A 17,238-nucleotide genomic window follows, 5' to 3' on the forward strand; every position below is an offset into this window, starting at 1 on the left:
CGCTGGTGGATCTCGATACGCCCGCTGCGCGGGCTACTCGATCAGCGAGGGAGGGACCACGCGCAGGAGTTCACTTCTCTGAGGGGCACCACCTGCTTCAGCGGCGTCGGACCATACGCGGACCCAGCCCCCGCGGTGTGCGGTCGCGTCGACGGCGGAGACGACCGAGGGCCCCGACCTCCGCAGCAGCGGTGTCGGGGCCCTCGGTCGAGCGGGTCAGCGGCGCTTCTGCTGCGCGCGGCGCTCCTGGCGGTTGTTCGGGACGTCGTCCTCGGCGGCACCCGGCTTCTGCCCGAAGGCGCCGGTCGCGGGGGTCGCGGCGTCGTCCTGCGGGCGCGCCTCGCGGGCCGCCGCGGCGCTCGCCTTGGCGGTGGCCGCCTGCTGCACCTGGCCGCGCTGGTTGCGCACCTCGACTCCGCCCGAGTCGCTCGGCGCCGAGTAGCTCAGCTTCTCGACCGGGGCGACCGGCTCCGCGAGCCCCTTGGCGGCGACTCCGGCGACCTCGCCCTGCTTCTGCGTCACCTCGACCTCGAGGTTGAACAGGAAGCCGACGGTCTCCTCGCGGATCTGGCCCATCATCTGCTGGAACAGGGCGAAGCCCTCGCGCTGGTACTCGACCAGCGGATCGCGCTGCGCCATCGCACGCAGGCCGATGCCGTCCTTGAGGTAGTCCATCTCGTAGAGGTGGTCGCGCCAGCGGCGGTCGATCACCGAGAGCACGACGCGGCGCTCGAGCTCGCGCATCGCCGGCGAGCCGAGCTGCTCCTCGCGGCGCTCGTAGGCGATCTTCGCGTCCGAGAGGATCTCGCGGCGCATGAACTCCTTGTTGATGCGCCCGCGGCTGCCCGCCTCCTGCACGACCTCGTCGATCGTGAGGCTGATCGGGTAGAGCGTCTTGAGCTCGGTCCAGAGAGCGTCGAAGTCCCAGTCGTCACCGTTGCCGGTGCCGGTGTGCACCTCGAGGATCTCGTCGATCACGTCGACCAGGAACTTCTGCGTGCGCTCGTGCAGGTCGTCGCCCTCGAGGATGTGGCGGCGGTCGGAGTAGATCGCCTCGCGCTGGCGGTTCAGCACGTCGTCGTACTTGAGCACGTTCTTGCGGATCTCGGCGTTGCGCGCCTCGACCTGCGACTGCGCACTGCGGATGGCGCGCGAGACGACTTTCGACTCGATCGCGATGTCGTCGGGCACGTTGCCGCGGCCCATCAGGGCCTCGGCGGCACCGGAGTTGAACAGGCGCATCAGGTCGTCGGTGAGCGAGAGGTAGAAGCGGCTCTCACCCGGGTCGCCCTGGCGGCCGGAGCGACCGCGCAGCTGGTTGTCGATGCGGCGCGACTCGTGGCGCTCCGTGCCGAGCACGTAGAGGCCGCCGGCGGCCTGGACCTTCTCGGCCTCCTCGGCCACCTTCGCCTTGACCTCGGCGAACACGCCGTCCCACGCCGCCTCGTACTCCTCCGGAGTCTCGGACGGGCTGAGACCCTTGCCCGCCATCTCGGTGACGGCGAGGAACTCGGCGTTGCCGCCGAGCATGATGTCGGTGCCGCGACCGGCCATGTTCGTGGCGACGGTGACGGCGCCGAGGCGACCCGCCTGGGCGACGATCGCCGCCTCCCGAGCGTGGTTCTTCGCGTTGAGCACCTCGTGCCGCACGCCCTTCTTGGCGAGGAGGCGCGAGAGGTACTCGCTCTTCTCGACGCTGGTCGTGCCGACCAGGACGGGCTGGCCCGCCGCGTGGCGCTCGACGATGTCCTCGACGACCTGCTCGAACTTGACCTGCTCGTTCTTGTAGACGAGGTCGGGGTTGTCGAGGCGCTGCATCTTGCGATTGGTCGGGATCGACACGACACCGAGCTTGTAGGTGGCCATGAACTCGGCCGCCTCGGTCTCGGCCGTACCCGTCATGCCCGAGAGCTTCGCGTAGAGGCGGAAGTAGTTCTGCAGGGTGACCGTGGCGAGCGTCTGGTTCTCGGCCTTGACCTGCACGCCCTCCTTGGCCTCGATCGCCTGGTGGATGCCCTCGTTGTAGCGGCGTCCGGCGAGGATGCGGCCGGTGTGCTCGTCGACGATCAGGACCTCGCCGTTCAGCACGACGTAGTCCTTGTCCTTCTTGAACAGGGCACGGGCCTTGATGGCGTTGTTGAGGAACGAGATCAGCGGAGTGTTGGCCGACTCGTAGAGGTTCTCGATGCCGAGGTAGTCCTCGACCTTCTCGATGCCGGGCTCGAGGACGCCGATGGTGCGCTTCTTCTCGTCGACCTCGAAGTCCTCGCCCTCGATGAGGCGCTTGGCGAGGCTGGCGAACTCCGAGAACCAGCGGTTCGCCTCGCCCGAGGCGGGGCCGGAGATGATCAGCGGGGTGCGCGCCTCGTCGATGAGGATCGAGTCGACCTCGTCGACGACCGCGTAGAAGTGGCCCCGCTGGACCATGTCCTGCGCCTGCCACGCCATGTTGTCGCGGAGGTAGTCGAAGCCGAACTCGTTGTTCGTGCCGTAGGTGATGTCGGCCGCGTACTGCTCGCGGCGCTGCTGGGGCGTCTGACCCGAGAGGATCACGCCCGTGGTCATGCCGAGGGCGCGGAACACGCGGCCCATCAGCTCGGACTGGTACGAGGCGAGGAAGTCGTTCACTGTGACGATGTGCACACCGCGGCTGGCGATCGCGTTGAGGTAGGCCGGGAGGGTCGCGACGAGCGTCTTGCCCTCTCCTGTCTTCATCTCGGCGATGTTGCCCAGGTGCAGTGCCGCGCCGCCCATCAGCTGCACGTCGAAGTGACGGAGCCCGAGGGTGCGGCGCGACGCCTCGCGGACCGCAGCGAACGCCTCCGGCAGGAGGTCGTCGAGCGACTCGCCGTTCGAGTAGCGCTCGCGCAGCTCGACGGTCTCGTTCTTCAGCTCCTCGTCGCTGAGGTGCGTGAAGTCCTCTTCGAGGGCGTTGACGGCTTTCGCGTAGTTCTCGAGGCGACGGATGACCCGCCCCTCCCCGACGCGAAGGACCTTTTCGAGAACTGAGGCCACGGGGTACTCCAAAACGTAGAAGGCAGGGGTTCCGCACCGGAGCGCGGACCGCGACCAGCCTAGCCGGGGAGGGCTGTGCGCGGTCTGAGGTGCTGTCCGCCAGGGGCGGACGCCGACGGGCCCCGGTGCGCGAGGCACCGGGGCCCGTCAGGAGGGGGCGGAGGTCAGACCGCGGTCTGCTCCGCGAGCTCGTCGGCCTCGTCGCCGAGCCCGATCACGCCGTAGTCCCAGCCCTTGCGCCGGTAGACGACGCTCGGGCGGCCGGTGTCGGCGTCGATGAACAGGTAGAAGTCGTGGCCGACCAGCTCCATGTAGTCGACGGCGTCGTCGACCGTCATCGAGACGGACGCGAAGACCTTCTTGCGGATGACGACGGGGCAGTACGGCTCCTCCTCGACCTCGTCCTCCGCGGGCGCCGGCGCCTCGGCCTGCACCGGCACGACCCCCGTGCTCACCTGCTCGAGGATGGCGGCATCGGCCGGCTGGATGGCGACGACGCTGAAGTCGTCGGCGGCCGCATCCCGGAGCGAGGTGGGCCGATGCTGGCCCCGATGCACCTTCTTGCGATCCTTGGCTCGCCTCACCCGTTCGAGGAGGCGCCCGAGGGCGACATCGAAGGCCGCGTACTTGTCGGCACCACTCGCCTCGGCGCGGACGACGGGGCCCTTCCCGATCAGGGTCAGCTCGACCCGGTCTCCCCCCGGGGCGCCCTTGCCCTCGCTGTGCCGACTCGCCTTGATCTCGAGCGCGAGGGCTCGATCGGCGAGGTGCCCCACCTTCTCCGCCTTCTCCGTCGCGTACGCGCGGAAGCGATCGGTGATGCCCAAGTTGCGTCCTGTGATGTCGATGTCCATGACAACCTCCCAGTCGAGTACGGCGTGCCGCCTTTCTCTGGGGCGGACCGTTCACGCCGTGCCACCGAGCGTAGACCCCGGCCACCGGAGTGTCACCGAGTGTTCATCCGGAGGATCATCGGCGACCGCGGTGAGTCGCCCGGCAATCCCGCCTCAGCACGCAGCGGCGTGCCCGCGACGGCGACCGCGCCGCGTACCCTGCCGCCCGCCGCCTCGACGGCGCGCCGCATCTCGAGCAGGGTCGCGCCCGAGGTCACGACGTCGTCGACGAGCAGGATCGGGGGCGAGTCGACGAGCGGACGGCGCGCCCGGAAGGCGCCGTCGAGGTTGCCGAGGCGGTCCGACCGCCCGAGACCGACCTGGTCGAGAGAGTGCCGCGCACGGCGGAGGGGGCGCGCCGGCCGGCCCCCCGCAGCCCGCACGATCAGGTCGACCGGGTCGTAGCCGCGACGGAGCCGCCGGCCGTAGGAGCCCGGCGGGCCGACGAGCACGGCGGGCTCCTCACGCAGGGCCAGGCGCAGAGCGGGCCGCAGCAGCACGGCCAAAGGCGGCGCGGCTCCGACCCGCCCCTCGTCCTTCAGCGCGAGGACGAGCCGGCGGACCACTCCGGAGTACGCCGCGCCCGTGACGACTCCGAGCGAGTGCTCCGCCGGGCCGAGCGTGCGCCGACCGGGCCGCCCCGCCTCGGCGAGCTCGGCGCGGCACCCGCCGCAGGGCCCCGCGCGGGCGGGGCTTCCGCAGGCCGGGCAGTCGACGGGGAGGAGGACGGCGAGGGCGTCGAGAAGGGAGTCGCGGAGCATGCGCCGAGCCTGCCCGGAGCGCGTGCGACGTGACGCGCCACCCTCCCTACTCCGACGCCCGACGGCCTGTGGAGGAGGGTCGCGCCCCGCTCGGAGACCTCCGGCTCGCGGAATCCGCCCCGGCTCGCAGGAATCGCCGGTTCCTGCGAGCCGAACGCGATTCCGCGAGCCGGAGGTGCGCCCGGAGTCGCGCGAGAGCCGGACGGGTCAGGACCCCATGCCGGTCTGCACCGCCAGCAGCCGCACGTCGGTCGCGATGGTCTGCCACGCCGAGCCGCGCTGCTGGCGGAGCTCGCCGCCCTCGGCGAGGATCCTGACCTGGGTGGACGCGTTGCCCGCCGCGATCTGCAGGGTGCCGGTGGTGGTGCCGAGCGACGTGGCGCCGCCTCCGATCTGGTTCAGGGTCACGGCGTCCTCGCCCGTCGAGGCGCGCACGACCGAGACGACGTCCAGCTCGTCCGTCCAGCTCGCGGCGATCGCCGTGCCGAGGGAGGAGCGGAGCACCACGGGCTCGCCGACGGCGAGGGGCTCCCCCGTCGCGGATCGGCTGATGCCGGCCATCAGCACCGTCGCCTGCTGGCCGTCCTGCGCCAGCGCGAGCATGCGGGTGCCGTCGCGCGAGACCGCCAGCGAGGCGATCGAGTCGATCTCCGACCAGGCGGTCGCGACCTGGTACGAGGTCGCTCCGTCCGAGGAGTAGGCGACGAGCTGGCTGGGCGAGGCGGCGGGCACCGACCAGACGTAGCCGAGCGGGTCGATGCTCGGCGCCGTCAGGCCCGATCGAGCGTCGAGCAGCACGTCGCTCCGGCCGGGAGTGACGAGTGCGACTCCGGCGTTCGAGAGCACGGCGGCCGCCGCGTCGGAGTCGGCGCCCCGCTGCTCCCCCAGCACCACCGCGGTGGGCGCCAGCTCCCGCACCCGGTCGGACACCGCCGTCTCGGTGAGGCCCGACGAGCCGAGGAAGCCGAAGGCGTCGTCGGTGAGCACGAGCGGCCGCGTGTCGACCCGCGGCGACGTGGGCAGTCCCGTCGTCTCGGCCGCGACCTCGATCGGGTTCTGCTCGACCGAGAGAGTCACGCCGGTGACGTTCGAGACGTTGGCGAGACTCCGGCTCAGCTGCAGCGACATCAGGCGCCACTGCCGCTCGTCGGCCTCGAGCGCCGCCGAGTTCAGATCGACCACTGCCCGCTGCGCCTCGACCGGCACCGTCTCGGCGGCGAGCGCCGTCCCCGTCGGGAAGGCCGAGACGGCCGCATCGGAGTCGCGCAGCCAGGCGGTGGGCCCGCGCAGCAGCTCGGTGACGATCGTCGTGCTCGTCGAGCTGTCCGCCCTCGACGCGAACCACCGCAGGTCCGGCACGAGGTAGCTGTAGCTCGGGTCGTAGAAGTAGAGCGCGTGCGTCGAGAAGACCTGCTCGAAGGTGGTCCGGTCGATCACCACTCCGCTCGGCGGCGCGCTGATGCGCCACTCGCCGTTCTCCTGCACGAAGCCGTAGTCGAGGTTCAGCGCGGCGGTCGTCGCCACCTCGGTGTACACGCCGCTGGCGTCGACCTCGGCGACGGGGGTGATCGTCAGGGTCAGGGTCGAGGTCGACGGCTGGACCTGCGAGCGCTGGCCCTCGTCGACCGTCACGTGCTCGCTCGGCGTCCAGTCGGCTCCGGTCGAGAGGAACTCGCGGGCGATCTTGTAGTTGCCCTGCGGGCTGGAGGCCGCGTCGATGAAGCCGTTGAGGATGTCGCGCTGCGAGGCGCCGGCCGCCGGCCCCGAGGGCAGGAAGTCGTACTCGAGGTCCTGCGGCGCCGCGTCGGGCTGCCCGACGCCGACACCGCCGTCGCGGGGGATCCCCGCGCAGCCCGCGAGAGCGAGCACGAGCAGCAGGGCGGAGGCGAGGGTGCGGAACTTCGTCACGAGAGCGCTCCGTCGGGGGTCGGGAGCGGCGGCATCACGATCGGCCCGGTGAAGGCCTGCTCGCCGGCGTCGATCGGCGGGAGCGGGAGGGGCGAGGACTCGATCCGCTCGCCCCGGCGCCGCGGGATGGTGAGGCGGAAGCAGGCTCCGCGATCGGGCATCGACCAGACCTGCAGCCAGCCGTGGTGCAGCGCGGTGTCCTCCTGCGCGATCGAGAGGCCGAGCCCCGTCCCGCCGAGGGTGCGCCGACGGGACGGGTCGGCCCGCCAGAACCGGTCGAACACCCTTGCGACCTCTTCGGAGCTCATGCCGTGACCGTAGTCGCGGACGGCGAGGGCGACCGCGGTCGCGCTGCTGTCGACCGTCACCACGATCTCGCGCCCGTCGCCGTGCTCGATCGCGTTGCCGAGGAGGTTCCGCACGATCCGGCGGATGCGGCGCGCGTCCATGTCGGCGTCGAAGTAGCCTCCGGGCGCCGAGAGTGTCAGCTCGGAGCCGTTCGCGGCGGCGATCCCGCTCATGTCGGCGATCTCCTCGCTGGCCAGGCGCACCAGATTGACCGGCTCGAGCTCGAGCTCGGCCGACCCCGCGTCGTGGCGGGAGATCTCGAGGAGATCGGCGAGGAGGCTCTCGAACCGGTCGATCTGCCCGTGCAGGAGCTCGACGGTGCGCTCGGCGACCGGTGGGAACGCCTCCCGCTGGTCGAAGAGCACGTCGCCGGCCAGCTTCATCGTGGTGAGCGGAGTGCGCAGCTCGTGCGAGACGTCCGAGACGAAGCGCTGCTGCACCTGGCTGAGCGTGGCGAGCTCGCTGATGCGGTCCTGCAGGCTGTCGGCCATGCCGTTGAAGGAGCGGGCCAGGGTGGCGATCACGTCCTGGCCCTTCTCGGGGATGCGGACGTCGAAGTCGCCCGCCGCCAGACGCTGACTGGTCTCGGCGGCGACCCGGACGGGCGCGACGACCAGGCGCACGACGATCCAGCTGACGGCGCCGATCAGCAGCACGAGAAGGATGCCGGCGACGTTGAGGACCTGCTGGACGAACTGCAGGGTGCGCTCGGCGTCGGCGAGCGAGTAGCCGATGTAGAGCTCGTACCGTCCCGCGCTGCTCGGCAGCTCGAGGGTGGATCCGACCAGGATGCCCGGCTGCTCCTCGCCGGACGCGTCGAGGGTGACCGACTGCCAGTACTGGCCGTCCGCGCCGTCCTGCACCCGCTGGCGCAGCTCGTCGCTGATCACGCCGTTCTGCAGCTCGCGGTTGTAGATGTCCTGCGGCGCGAGGGAGGACGCCTCCTGGTCGGGCGAGCGCACGATCGCGATCAGAGCCGACGACGAGGCGTCGCGGACCGCGGTGCGCACCGAGCTCATCACCTCCTCCATGTCCTGGCGGGTGGAGACGGTGGCGGCGTCGAGGTAGCCCTGGGCGGCCCGCGTGGCGCGGGAGGTGTCCCCCGTCACCTGGCTGAGGCGCGACTGGAAGAGGTTGTCGCTGATGCTGTACGAGAGGTACGCCCCCGTGGAGCCGATCGCGATGCCGCTCAGCAGGACGGTGATCGCCACCGCGCGGAACTGCAGAGAGCTGCGCCAGGCGCCGAGGATCCTGCGCGGCCACCGGCGGATCGCGGGGCGCCGGAACCGGCGGGCGACGGACACGGTCAGCTCGGGAGCACGGCGCCGGCGCGGTAGCCGACGCCGCGGACGGTCATCACGATCCGGGGGTCGTCGGGATCCTTCTCGACCTTCGCGCGCAGGCGCTGCACGTGCACGTTCACCAGGCGGGTGTCGGCCTTGTAGTGGTAGCCCCAGACCTGCTCCAGCAGCATCTCGCGCGTGAACACCTGCTGGGGCTTGGAGGCGAGGGCGAGGAGGAGGTCGAACTCGAGAGGGGTCAGCCCGATCCGCAGGTCGCCGCGGCGCACCTCGTGACCGGCGACGTCGAGGCTGAGGTCGCCGACCTGCAGCACCGCGTTGGCCGCCACCTGGGCGGGCCGCAGCCGCGTCTTGATCCGCGCGACGAGCTCCTTGGGGTCGAACGGCTTGACCATGTAGTCGTCGGCGCCCGACTCGAGGCCCTGCACGACGTCGGAGGTGTCGGACTTGGCGGTGAGCATGATGATGGGAACGCCCGACTCGGCGCGCACGTCGCGGCAGACCTCGATGCCGTCCTTGCCCGGGAGCATCAGGTCGAGCAGCACGAGATCGGGGCGGGCGCGGCGGAAGGCCTCGAGCGCTCCCGAGCCGTCGGCGCAGAAGGAGACGTCGTACTCCTCGGCCCGCAGCACGATGCCGATCATCTCGGCGAGGGCCGCGTCGTCGTCGACCACCAGAATGCGCGCGCTCATGAGCCTGTTCTTCCTCGTCTCGGGTCGCGCTCACCCCCCTGGGCGTCCGCGGTTACCGGCTCAGGCTAACCGACGCGGCCGGGAGGGCGCCGGGCGCGCAGGAGGAGCGCCGCGCGGGCCTGTGACAGCATGGGAGGGATGACCGATGCAGCTCAGTGGCCCCCGCCCGCAGGGCCCGCGGACAGCGGCGTCGCCGGTACCCCTCGCGACGCGGTCCCGCCGGCGCCCCCGATCCGCGACGTCGTCGCACCGGCGCCCCCGGTCGCCTGGGCGCCCACCGGCCCGGGGCAGCAGTCGGCACCCCCGTCGGGCACGACGCCCGGCTGGACGCCCCCGCCCAAGCCCGGTCTGATCCCGCTGCGCCCCCTCGGCTTCGGCACCCTCCTCGGAGCGCCGTTCCAGGTGCTGCGACGGAGTCCCCGCACCACGCTCGGCGTCGCGCTGCTCGTGCAGGGCGTCGGCTCGGTCCTCGCGCTCGTGCTCTACGGCGTGATCGCCGTCCTCGCCGTCGGACGCATCGAGCAGGCGGACGCCGCCGACCAGGACGCGGTCGGAGCGGGAGCCCTCGCCATCGTGATCCTCGCCGCCCTGATCCCCCTCGCCGTCGCCCTGGCGACCGGCGCGCTCGTGCAGGGCGTCGTCGTGCTGGAGGTCTCGCGCGGGGTCCTCGGCGAGCGCCCGACGCTGCGCCAGCTCCTCGGGCGCCTCCGCGGGCGCTTCTGGGCCCTCGTCGGCTGGACGGTGCTGCAGGGCATCGGGACGGCGCTCCTGGTCGCGGCGGCCGTCGCGCTCGCCGTCCCCCTCTTCCTGCTCGGTGCGCAGAACGGCGGTGCCGGCACGATCGTGGGCGGCATCCTCGTCCTCGTCTTCGCGAGCCTCGCGGCGGCGGCGCTCGGCGTCTGGATCGGGACGAAGCTGGCGCTGGTGCCGAGCATCCTCGTCGTCGAGCGCCTCTCGATCAGGCGGGCCGTCGCCCGCTCGTGGGGTCTCGTCGTCGGCGGGTTCTGGCGCACCTTCGGCGCTCTGGCGCTGATGCTGGTGATCGTCCAGTTCGCGAGCCAGGTGATCGCCACTCCGCTGAGCCTGCTCGTGCCGATCGCCGGCGCCCTGATCGCCCCGACCGACCCCGGCGCCCAGATCGTCTCCTCGCTGATCGTGACCCTCCTCTCGGTCGCCGTCGGACTGGTCATCGGCGCCGTCGGCACGGTGCTGCAGTCGGCCGTCACCGGTCTCGCCTACCTCGACCGGCGGATGCGGCGCGAGGGCTTCGATCTCGTGCTCCTGCGGCACGTCGAGGACCGCGCGGCCGGGCGCCCGAGCACCGACCCGTTCCCCACCCCCGAGCGGGCGCCCCGGTGATCCTCGTCGGCGTGCCGCTCGATCCCGATGCGCAGGAGGCGCGGCGCCTCCTCCTCGAGGAGCTCGCCGATCCGCGCTACCGGGCCGCCGAGCCGACGTGGTTCGACCGCACGGTGCAGGCGATCCGCGACTGGTTCGCCTCCCTCTCGGTGCCCACCGACGGCGCGGGGGTGCCGCTCGCGGCCGTCATCGGAGTCGTGGTGCTGCTCGCCCTGGTCGTCGCGGCCCTGCTCATCGCCGGCGCGCCGCGTCGGCGCCGCCGGAGCGCCCTCTCGAGGGGCGCGGTGCTCGCCGCGGACGACGGCCGATCGGCCGACAGCATCCGGGCCCTCGCCGAGGCGGCCGCTGCTCGGGGCGACTTCGACGAGGCCCTCGTCGAGCGGTTCCGCGCGCTGGTGCGCGCCCTCGACGAGCGGACGGTGGTGAGCCACTCTCCCGGCACCACGGCGCACGGATTCGCCCGCCGGGCCTCCGCCGCCTTCCCCGGATCCGCCGAGGCCCTGCGCCGCTGCGCGGACGACTTCGACCGGGTCCGGTACCTGGACGGCCACGGCACTGCGGCCGACTACGAGCGGATCCGCGACCTCGACCGCTCTCTCGCCGCGACGACTCCCGATCTCGGGCCGGCGCTCGATCCACTCGCCGCCCTCGCTCCCCGCCGATGACGACCACCGCCTCCGTCACCACCCCGACCCTCGGCGCTCTGCTGCGCCGCGGCCGGCTCTGGGCTCTGCTGCTCGCGCTCGTGGCCGTCGGGACGCTGCTGCTGACCGTCGCCACGGGCGCGCCCACTCCCGGGGCCGACCTCGACCTCGACAGCGCGGCCCCCGGCGGAGCCCGCGCCGTCGCGCAGGTCCTGCGCGAGCAGGGCGTCGACGTCGTGCGCGCCGACGACCTCGATGCGGCGCTCGACACGGTCGGTGACGGCACGACGCTGCTGATCGACGACCCGAACGCGGTCCTCGACGAGTCGCAGTACGCGGGCCTGGGCGCCGCCGCCGGAGCGATCGTGCTCGTGGAGCCGACCGGCGCCGCGCTCGACGCCCTCCTGCCGCAGGTGGCGTTCGCCGGCGTCCCGCTCGACGAGGGCGATCTCCCGGCCCGCTGCTCGCTCCCCGCGGCCGAGCGCGCCGAGAGCATCCCGTCGGGCGGCAGCACCTATCGCGTCCTCGAGGGCGACGCCGTCGGCTGCTTCCCCACCGGCGACGACGCCTTCGCACTCGCCTCGGCCACCGGCCCCGGAGGTGCGCCCGTCACCGCGGTCGGCGACGCCGACCTCCTCCGCAACGGCACGATCGACGAGGCGGGGCGCGCCGCCCTGGCCCTGGGGCTGCTCGGCGGCGAGGACCGACTGGTCTGGTACCGCGTCGGACTCGACGACCTCGCCGGGGGCGCCACCCCCGACCCGGCCGATCTCGCGCCCGGCTGGGTGACGCCGGCGCTGCTCCTGCTCGTCTGCGTGTTCGTCGCCTCCGCCGTCTGGCGCGGGCGCCGGTTCGGGCCGCTCGCCGTCGAGCCGCTGCCGGTCGTCGTCCACGCGAGCGAGACCGCCCGCGGCAGGGCACGCCTCTACGCCCGCGGCGACACCCGGGTCCGGGCCCTCGACGCCCTGCGCATCGGCACTCTGCACCGCGTCGGCGCCCTGCTCGGGCTCTCGCCCTCGGCCGCGGTCGAGGAGATCGTGTCGGTGGCGTCCGACCTCCTCGGCCGCGACCCGGTCGCCGTCCGCCGTCTGCTCGTCGACGACCTGCCCGGCGACGACGCGGCGCTGGTCTCGGCGTCCGACGAGCTCCTCCGTCTCGAGAGCGCGATCCGCACCGCCCTCTCCCCCGCGACCACGCACCCCGACCGACGACCGGAAGGCCCCCACCGATGAGCGACACCTCCCTCCCGCCGATCGGCGACGACGATCTGCGCGTCGAGCTCGACCGCGTCCGCACCGAGGTGGGGCGCGCGGTCGTCGGGCAGGACGGCGCGGTCTCGGGCCTGCTGATCGCGCTCCTCGCCGGCGGCCACGTGCTGCTCGAGGGCGTCCCCGGAGTCGCGAAGACGCTGCTCGTGCGCGCCCTGTCGGTCTCGCTCGGGCTCGACACGCGCCGTGTGCAGTTCACCCCCGACCTCATGCCGGGCGACATCACGGGCTCGCTCGTCTACGACGCCTCCACCTCGGGCTTCGCCTTCCGCGAGGGGCCGATCTTCACGAACCTGCTCCTCGCCGACGAGATCAACCGGACGCCTCCGAAGACCCAGGCGGCGCTGCTCGAGGCGATGGAGGAGCGCCAGGTGAGCGTCGACGGCCGCACGCTGCCGCTGCCCGATCCGTTCCTCGTCGCGGCGACGCAGAACCCCGTCGAGTACGAGGGCACCTACTCCCTGCCCGAGGCGCAGCTCGACCGCTTCCTCCTCAAGCTGGTGCTGGAGGTGCCCCCGCGCGACGTCGAGGTCGAGGTGCTGGCCCGCCACGCCGCGGGCTTCGACCCGCGCGACCTCGCCGCCGCCGGCGTGCACCCCGTGCTCGACGCCTCGCGACTGCGTGCGGCCCAGGAGGCGGTGCGCCGCGTCGGTGCGGGCCCCGACGTGCTCGGCTACATCGTCGACGTCGCCCGGGCGACCCGGCAGAGCCCGAGCGTGAAGCTCGGCGCGAGCCCCCGCGGCTCGACCGCCCTGCTCGCCGCGTCGCGCGCGTGGGCCTGGCTGAACGGCTACACCTCGATCACGCCCGACCACGTGCAGGCGATGGTGCTCCCCGTGCTCCGCCACCGCATCCAGCTCCAGCCGGAGGCAGAGCTCGAGGGCGTGCGCACGGAGGCGGTCCTCGGCGGCATCCTCCAGCAGGTCCGCGTCCCGGTCTGAGCCGTGCACCTCACCGGGCGCTCCGTCCTCGTCCTCCTGGTCGGCCTCGTGCCGGTCGTCCTCTTCGGCGGCCGCGCCGAGACCGCGTTCGGCGTGCTCGGGCTCTGGCTGCTGCTCTGGCTCGTCCTCGTCGGGGTCGACCTGGCGATCGCGGGATCGCCGCGGTCCGTCTCCGTCGAGCGCCGGGTCCCCGACCGGGTGCGCCTCGGCGAGCGGGCGGAGGCGCAGCTGCTGGTCACGAACACGGGGCGGAGGCGGATCCGCGGTGTCCTGCGCGACGCCTGGGAGCCGTCGGCGGGTGCGATCGCCACGCGCTCGGCCCTGCGCCTCCCACCCGGGGAGAGGCGGGCCGTCACGACCGCGCTCGTCCCGCGCCGCCGGGGCGAGCGTCGAGCCCTGCACGTCACGGTGCGGTCGGAGGGGCCGCTCGGCCTGGCCGGCCGGCAGGCCACCCACGCCGCTCCCGCCGCGATCCGCGTCCTGCCGCCGTTCCGGTCGAGGCGGCACCTGCCCTCGCGCCTCGCGCGCCTGCGCGAGCTCGAGGGCCGCACGAGCGTGATGATCCGCGGTCAGGGCACCGAGTTCGACAGCCTCCGCGAGTACGTCCGCGGTGACGACGTCCGCTCGCTCGACTGGCGGGCGACCGCGCGCCGCCGCGAGCCCGTGGTGCGCACGTGGCGTCCGGAGCGCGACCGGCGGGTGATCCTCGTCCTCGACACCGGGCGCACCAGCGCCGCGCGCATCGAGGACGAGCCGCGGCTCGACACGGCCATCGAGGCGTCCCTCCTGCTCGCCGCGCTGGCCGCCTCGGCGGGCGACCGCGTCGACGTCCTCGCCTTCGACCGCACCCGCCGAGCCCGCGTGCACGGTGCGACCGGCACGGAGGTTCTGAGCCGCGTCGTCGACGCGCTCGCCCCCGTGCAGCCGCAGCTCCTCGAGACCGACTGGTCGGCCGTGCCCGGCCAGGTGCGCACGCTCGCCTCGCAGCGCTCGCTCGTCGTCCTGCTGACCGCGCTCGACTCCGTCGGCTCGGCCGAGGGGATGCTCGCCGTCCTCCCCCAGCTCACCCGGCAGCACACCGTCGTCGTCGCGTGCGCGCTCGATCCCGAGCTGGTCGAGATGGCGGCCGATCGGAGCGACCGGAGCGCCGTCTACACCGCCGCCGCCGCCCAGCGCTCGCTCACCGACTCCGATCGCCTCGCCGCGGCGGTGCGCCGGCTCGGCGGCGACGTCGTCCTCGGAGCGCCGGAGCGGCTCCCTCCGCTGCTCGCGGACCGCTACATCGCGCTGAAGGCGGCCGGACGGCTCTGAGTCCCGAGCGGGCGTCCGGTGAGACCCGGCTCAGCTCTCCGCGATGCTCCGCGAGCCCGCCCCGAACCGATCCAGATCGCCCGTCTCACCGGCCCGCGACGCGCGGCCCCCGACCACGATCATGTAGACGAGGAACGCACCGAGCGCGACCGCGCCGATGCCGATCTTCAGCCACCAGGGCCACGGAGCGGGCGTCACGAAGCCCTCGATGACGCCCGACACCAGCAGCACGAAGACCAGGCCGATCGCGACGGTGAAGAGGCTGCGGGCGTCCTCGGCGAGGGCCTGAGCTCGCGTGCGGGGCCCGGGCGCGATCCACGCCCAGAAGATGCGCAGGCCGGCCGCCGCCGCGACGAACACGGCCGTCAGCTCGAGCTGGCCGTGCGGCGCGATGTAGAGGAAGAACGTGTCGCCCTCGCCCACGTGGAACATCACCGCGATCGACGTGCCGAGGTTCTGCGCGTTCTGCAGCAGGATGTACGGCACGTAGACGCCGACGATGCCGAACGCGACGCACTGCGCGGCGATCCAGGCGTTGTTGGTCCAGACCTGGCCCGCGAACGAGGCGGCCGGGTTCTCGGAGTAGTAGTCGATGAAGTCGTTCTGCGCGAAGCGGCGGAGCTCCTCGTCGTCGCCGAGCGCGGCGAGGAGCCGGGCGTCGCCGAGGATCCACACCGCGTAGAGCGTGGCCACCAGGGCCGTCGCGAGGGCGACCGCGAGGGTCAGCCAGCGGAGGCGGAACAGCGCGGCCGGGAGCGACAGCACCACGAAGCGCGAGACGGCGGCGAGGGGCTCGTCTCCTGTGCCGGTCAGTCGGCCCCGCGCACGCGACAGCGAGACGGCGAGCCGCGTGCCGACGGCCGTCGAGCCCGCGGTCGACGTGATCGCGGCGAGATCGGCGGAGGCGGACTGGTAGCGCTCCACGAGCTCGTCCGCCTCACCGCCGCTCAGCCGGCGCTTGCGCGAGAGCTCGTCCAGGCGCGTCCACTGGGTGCTGCGAGCAGCCGAGAGAGCGTCGATGTCCATCTGTTGAGAGGATAGCCCGGAGTGATCTCTCCGCTGCGACGGAGGACGGGACCCGAGGAGTGCGATGGACCACGACGTCGACGGCGATCCCGGCCTGATCACCGGCGAGGCCATCGCCCTCGACGTCCCGGTGACGTCGTTCGTGCTGCGCGCGTGCGGCGCGATCATCGACCTCCTCGCCGAGCTGATCCTCGCCTTCGGCCTCTTCTACCTCGTCGCCTCGCTCGCGGGTGACGGCGGCCTCGACGACGCAGCACTCGCGGCGGTCGGCATCGCGGCCCTGGTCGTCTCGATCGTCGTCGTCCCCGTCGTCGTCGAGACGGCCACGCGCGGCCGATCGCTCGGCAAGCTCGCCGTGGGAGCGCGGATCGTGCGCGACGACGGAGGAGCCATCGGGTTCCGGCACGCCCTCGTGCGCGGCCTGACCGGGGTGCTCGAGATCCTGATGACGGCCGGCGGCCTCGCCGCGGTCGTCGGACTGCTCTCGCGGCAGTCGCGTCGACTCGGCGACATCCTCGCCGGGACCCGCAGCCAGCTGGAACGCGTCCCCCGGGTCGAGCCGCTCGAGGCGGAGGTGCCGGCCCCGCTGCTGGGCTGGGCCGCGACGGCCGACGTGGCGCGCCTCCCGGACGCCCTCGCCCGCCGGCTCGCGCAGTTCCTCCGCCAGCGCGGGCGGATGACCGAGCCGTCGCGCTCGCAGCTGGCGGTCTCGCTCGCCCAGGAGGCGTCGGCGTTCGTCTCGCCGGTGCCGAACGCTCCGGCCGAGGACTTCCTGCTCGGCGTCGCCGCGCTGCGCCGGGCGCGGGAGGGGCGCGCGCTCGGCCTCGCCGACCAGCGGCTCCGACGCCTCGCACCGGTCCTCGCGGACGCTCCTCGGGGCTTCCCCGAGCGCGAGCCCGGTCGGCCGGTCGATCAGCCGACGGTCGGAGCCGACGGGTCGCTGTAGCGGATCGTCTGCCAGCCTCTCGGCACGAGCAGTCGCCGGTCGTGCTCGGCGCAGAGGTCGTAGCCGTGCGGATCGGGCGATGGGCTGAGCGGGCCCACGGCGACGACGGAGTCGCGGTAGTCGTAGGTGAGAGTCACGACCGCCTCGGAGCGGCAGCCCGTCCGCGAGCACAGGCGCTCGTGGTCCACCGCGCCCTGACCGTCCATCCGGCTCAGGGTAGCAAGGGGCGACGGAGCGGGCGGTCGCGGGCGCAATAGGCTGGAGACATGCCCCGCGCACGTCGTTCCACCACTCGTCAGGCGAGCACCGTGCGCAGCGGATCCCGCGATCGGCACGGGCGGGGCATCCGCGGCCAGGTCACCGGGCCGCACCTGCCGCCGCTGCAGACGCGCACCGACTTCTTCGAGATGACGATCGGATCGGCGATCGACTACCTCCGAGGGATGTGGCCGGAGGAACTGGCGGGCATCCACGTCGACGTCGCCACGACACCCGACGTCGACCCCGCCCGCCTGCACGGCACGGGGATCGCCCGGTGGCGCGTCGACCACGCCGCCCGGCGCATCACGCTCTACCGCGTCCCCATCGAGCGGCTGGCCAAGCTGCATCGCCGCGACGACTGGCACCAGCGCATGCTCATCGAGAGCTACGTCTTCCGCGCCGTCGCAGAGCTCCTCGGCCGCGACCCCTGGGACATCTCGCCCGACCGCTTCCGGCACCACTGACGCGGGCGCCCACGTCCCTAGGGAGGTGGGTCTCGATACGCCGCCGGCGGCGGCTACTCGACCAGCGAGCTCGCACGGCTCGCACGGCTCGCACGGCTCG

The 17,238-nt window shown here is 73.1% G+C and carries 15 protein-coding genes; 7 read left to right on the forward strand and 8 right to left on the reverse strand.

Annotation, left to right across the window (positions count from 1 at the left end; all coding sequences use genetic code 11):
* Nucleotides 1-216: 216 nt before the first annotated feature.
* From secA to mtrA, 6 genes are all read right to left on the reverse strand, one after another.
* Nucleotides 217-3,015 carry a preprotein translocase subunit SecA gene (secA, locus tag GRS96_RS14850; protein ID WP_159988847.1) on the reverse strand — a complete coding sequence of 933 codons (2,799 nt, stop codon included), beginning with the start codon at nucleotides 3,013-3,015 and terminating at the stop codon, nucleotides 217-219.
* A 164-nt stretch (nucleotides 3,016-3,179) separates the two neighbouring features.
* Nucleotides 3,180-3,869, reverse strand: coding sequence for a ribosome hibernation-promoting factor, HPF/YfiA family (gene hpf, locus GRS96_RS14855; RefSeq protein ID WP_159988848.1), 690 nt, complete (start codon nucleotides 3,867-3,869; stop codon nucleotides 3,180-3,182).
* A gap of 92 nt (nucleotides 3,870-3,961) precedes the next feature.
* Entirely contained in the window at nucleotides 3,962-4,669 is a 708-nt protein-coding gene (locus GRS96_RS14860) for a ComF family protein (RefSeq protein ID WP_159988849.1), read from the reverse strand.
* Between the two features lie 207 nt (nucleotides 4,670-4,876).
* Entirely contained in the window at nucleotides 4,877-6,577 is a 1,701-nt protein-coding gene (locus GRS96_RS14865; protein WP_159856614.1) for a GerMN domain-containing protein, read from the reverse strand.
* The gene (gene mtrB, locus GRS96_RS14870) at nucleotides 6,574-8,229 is read right to left on the reverse strand and encodes an MtrAB system histidine kinase MtrB (protein ID WP_236553637.1); all 1,656 of its coding nucleotides are present in this window, start codon (nucleotides 8,227-8,229) and stop codon (nucleotides 6,574-6,576) included. Before mtrB ends, GRS96_RS14865 begins: the two co-directional genes overlap by 4 nt.
* 2 nt (nucleotides 8,230-8,231) lie before the next feature.
* Nucleotides 8,232-8,918: an MtrAB system response regulator MtrA gene (gene mtrA, locus GRS96_RS14875; RefSeq protein ID WP_159988850.1), complete on the reverse strand. Its 687-nt coding sequence runs from the start codon at nucleotides 8,916-8,918 to the stop codon at nucleotides 8,232-8,234.
* Between the two features lie 138 nt (nucleotides 8,919-9,056).
* On the opposite strand from mtrA, the gene GRS96_RS14880 reads away from it, so the two are divergent.
* The 5 genes from GRS96_RS14880 to GRS96_RS14900 are packed head-to-tail and all read left to right on the forward strand — an operon-like array spanning nucleotide 9,057 to nucleotide 14,441.
* Nucleotides 9,057-10,277, forward strand: a complete 1,221-nt coding sequence (locus GRS96_RS14880) for a hypothetical protein (protein WP_159988851.1) — start codon at nucleotides 9,057-9,059, stop codon at nucleotides 10,275-10,277.
* A gap of 11 nt (nucleotides 10,278-10,288) precedes the next feature.
* Complete coding sequence (locus tag GRS96_RS14885; protein ID WP_159988852.1) at nucleotides 10,289-10,942, forward strand: DUF4129 domain-containing protein; 654 nt, start codon at nucleotides 10,289-10,291, stop codon at nucleotides 10,940-10,942.
* A complete protein-coding gene (locus GRS96_RS14890; RefSeq protein WP_159988853.1) occupies nucleotides 10,939-12,153 on the forward strand; it encodes a DUF4350 domain-containing protein in 1,215 nt (404 codons plus the stop codon). Before GRS96_RS14885 ends, GRS96_RS14890 begins: the two co-directional genes overlap by 4 nt.
* Nucleotides 12,150-13,130 (forward strand): AAA family ATPase, encoded by a 981-nt coding sequence (locus GRS96_RS14895; RefSeq protein WP_159988854.1) that lies wholly within the window; start codon nucleotides 12,150-12,152, stop codon nucleotides 13,128-13,130. Before GRS96_RS14890 ends, GRS96_RS14895 begins: the two co-directional genes overlap by 4 nt.
* Before the next feature lie 3 nt (nucleotides 13,131-13,133).
* The gene (locus GRS96_RS14900; RefSeq protein ID WP_159856626.1) at nucleotides 13,134-14,441 is read left to right on the forward strand and encodes a DUF58 domain-containing protein; all 1,308 of its coding nucleotides are present in this window, start codon (nucleotides 13,134-13,136) and stop codon (nucleotides 14,439-14,441) included.
* A 30-nt stretch (nucleotides 14,442-14,471) separates the two neighbouring features.
* On the opposite strand, the gene GRS96_RS14905 is transcribed toward GRS96_RS14900, so the two are convergent.
* Nucleotides 14,472-15,467: a stage II sporulation protein M gene (locus tag GRS96_RS14905; protein WP_159988855.1), complete on the reverse strand. Its 996-nt coding sequence runs from the start codon at nucleotides 15,465-15,467 to the stop codon at nucleotides 14,472-14,474.
* A 64-nt stretch (nucleotides 15,468-15,531) separates the two neighbouring features.
* Between GRS96_RS14905 and GRS96_RS14910 the strand changes: the two genes are divergently transcribed.
* Complete coding sequence (locus tag GRS96_RS14910; protein WP_159988856.1) at nucleotides 15,532-16,413, forward strand: RDD family protein; 882 nt, start codon at nucleotides 15,532-15,534, stop codon at nucleotides 16,411-16,413.
* Here GRS96_RS14910 and GRS96_RS14915 read toward each other — a convergent pair.
* Nucleotides 16,380-16,619, reverse strand: a complete 240-nt coding sequence (locus GRS96_RS14915; RefSeq protein WP_159988857.1) for a DUF3499 family protein — start codon at nucleotides 16,617-16,619, stop codon at nucleotides 16,380-16,382. The genes GRS96_RS14910 and GRS96_RS14915 overlap by 34 nt on opposite strands.
* Before the next feature lie 60 nt (nucleotides 16,620-16,679).
* Between GRS96_RS14915 and GRS96_RS14920 the strand changes: the two genes are divergently transcribed.
* Nucleotides 16,680-17,138, forward strand: a complete 459-nt coding sequence (locus GRS96_RS14920; RefSeq protein WP_159856634.1) for a metallopeptidase family protein — start codon at nucleotides 16,680-16,682, stop codon at nucleotides 17,136-17,138.
* Nucleotides 17,139-17,238 lie beyond the last annotated feature (100 nt).

Source organism: Rathayibacter sp. VKM Ac-2803, from assembly GCF_009807175.1.
GTDB lineage: Bacteria > Actinomycetota > Actinomycetes > Actinomycetales > Microbacteriaceae > Rathayibacter.

Excerpts from the sequence above, each read along its gene's own strand:
- hpf (WP_159988848.1), bottom strand. The coding sequence starts at position 3,869 with ATGGACATCGACATCACAGGACGCAACTTGGGCATCACCGATCGCTTC.
- GRS96_RS14860 (WP_159988849.1), bottom strand. The coding sequence starts at position 4,669 with ATGCTCCGCGACTCCCTTCTCGACGCCCTCGCCGTCCTCCTCCCCGTC.
- mtrA (WP_159988850.1), bottom strand. The coding sequence starts at position 8,918 with ATGAGCGCGCGCATTCTGGTGGTCGACGACGACGCGGCCCTCGCCGAG.
- GRS96_RS14880 (WP_159988851.1), top strand. The coding sequence starts at position 9,057 with ATGACCGATGCAGCTCAGTGGCCCCCGCCCGCAGGGCCCGCGGACAGC.
- GRS96_RS14890 (WP_159988853.1), top strand. The coding sequence starts at position 10,939 with ATGACGACCACCGCCTCCGTCACCACCCCGACCCTCGGCGCTCTGCTG.
- GRS96_RS14895 (WP_159988854.1), top strand. The coding sequence starts at position 12,150 with ATGAGCGACACCTCCCTCCCGCCGATCGGCGACGACGATCTGCGCGTC.
- GRS96_RS14905 (WP_159988855.1), bottom strand. The coding sequence starts at position 15,467 with ATGGACATCGACGCTCTCTCGGCTGCTCGCAGCACCCAGTGGACGCGC.
- GRS96_RS14910 (WP_159988856.1), top strand. The coding sequence starts at position 15,532 with ATGGACCACGACGTCGACGGCGATCCCGGCCTGATCACCGGCGAGGCC.
- GRS96_RS14915 (WP_159988857.1), bottom strand. The coding sequence starts at position 16,619 with ATGGACGGTCAGGGCGCGGTGGACCACGAGCGCCTGTGCTCGCGGACG.
- GRS96_RS14920 (WP_159856634.1), top strand. The coding sequence starts at position 16,680 with ATGCCCCGCGCACGTCGTTCCACCACTCGTCAGGCGAGCACCGTGCGC.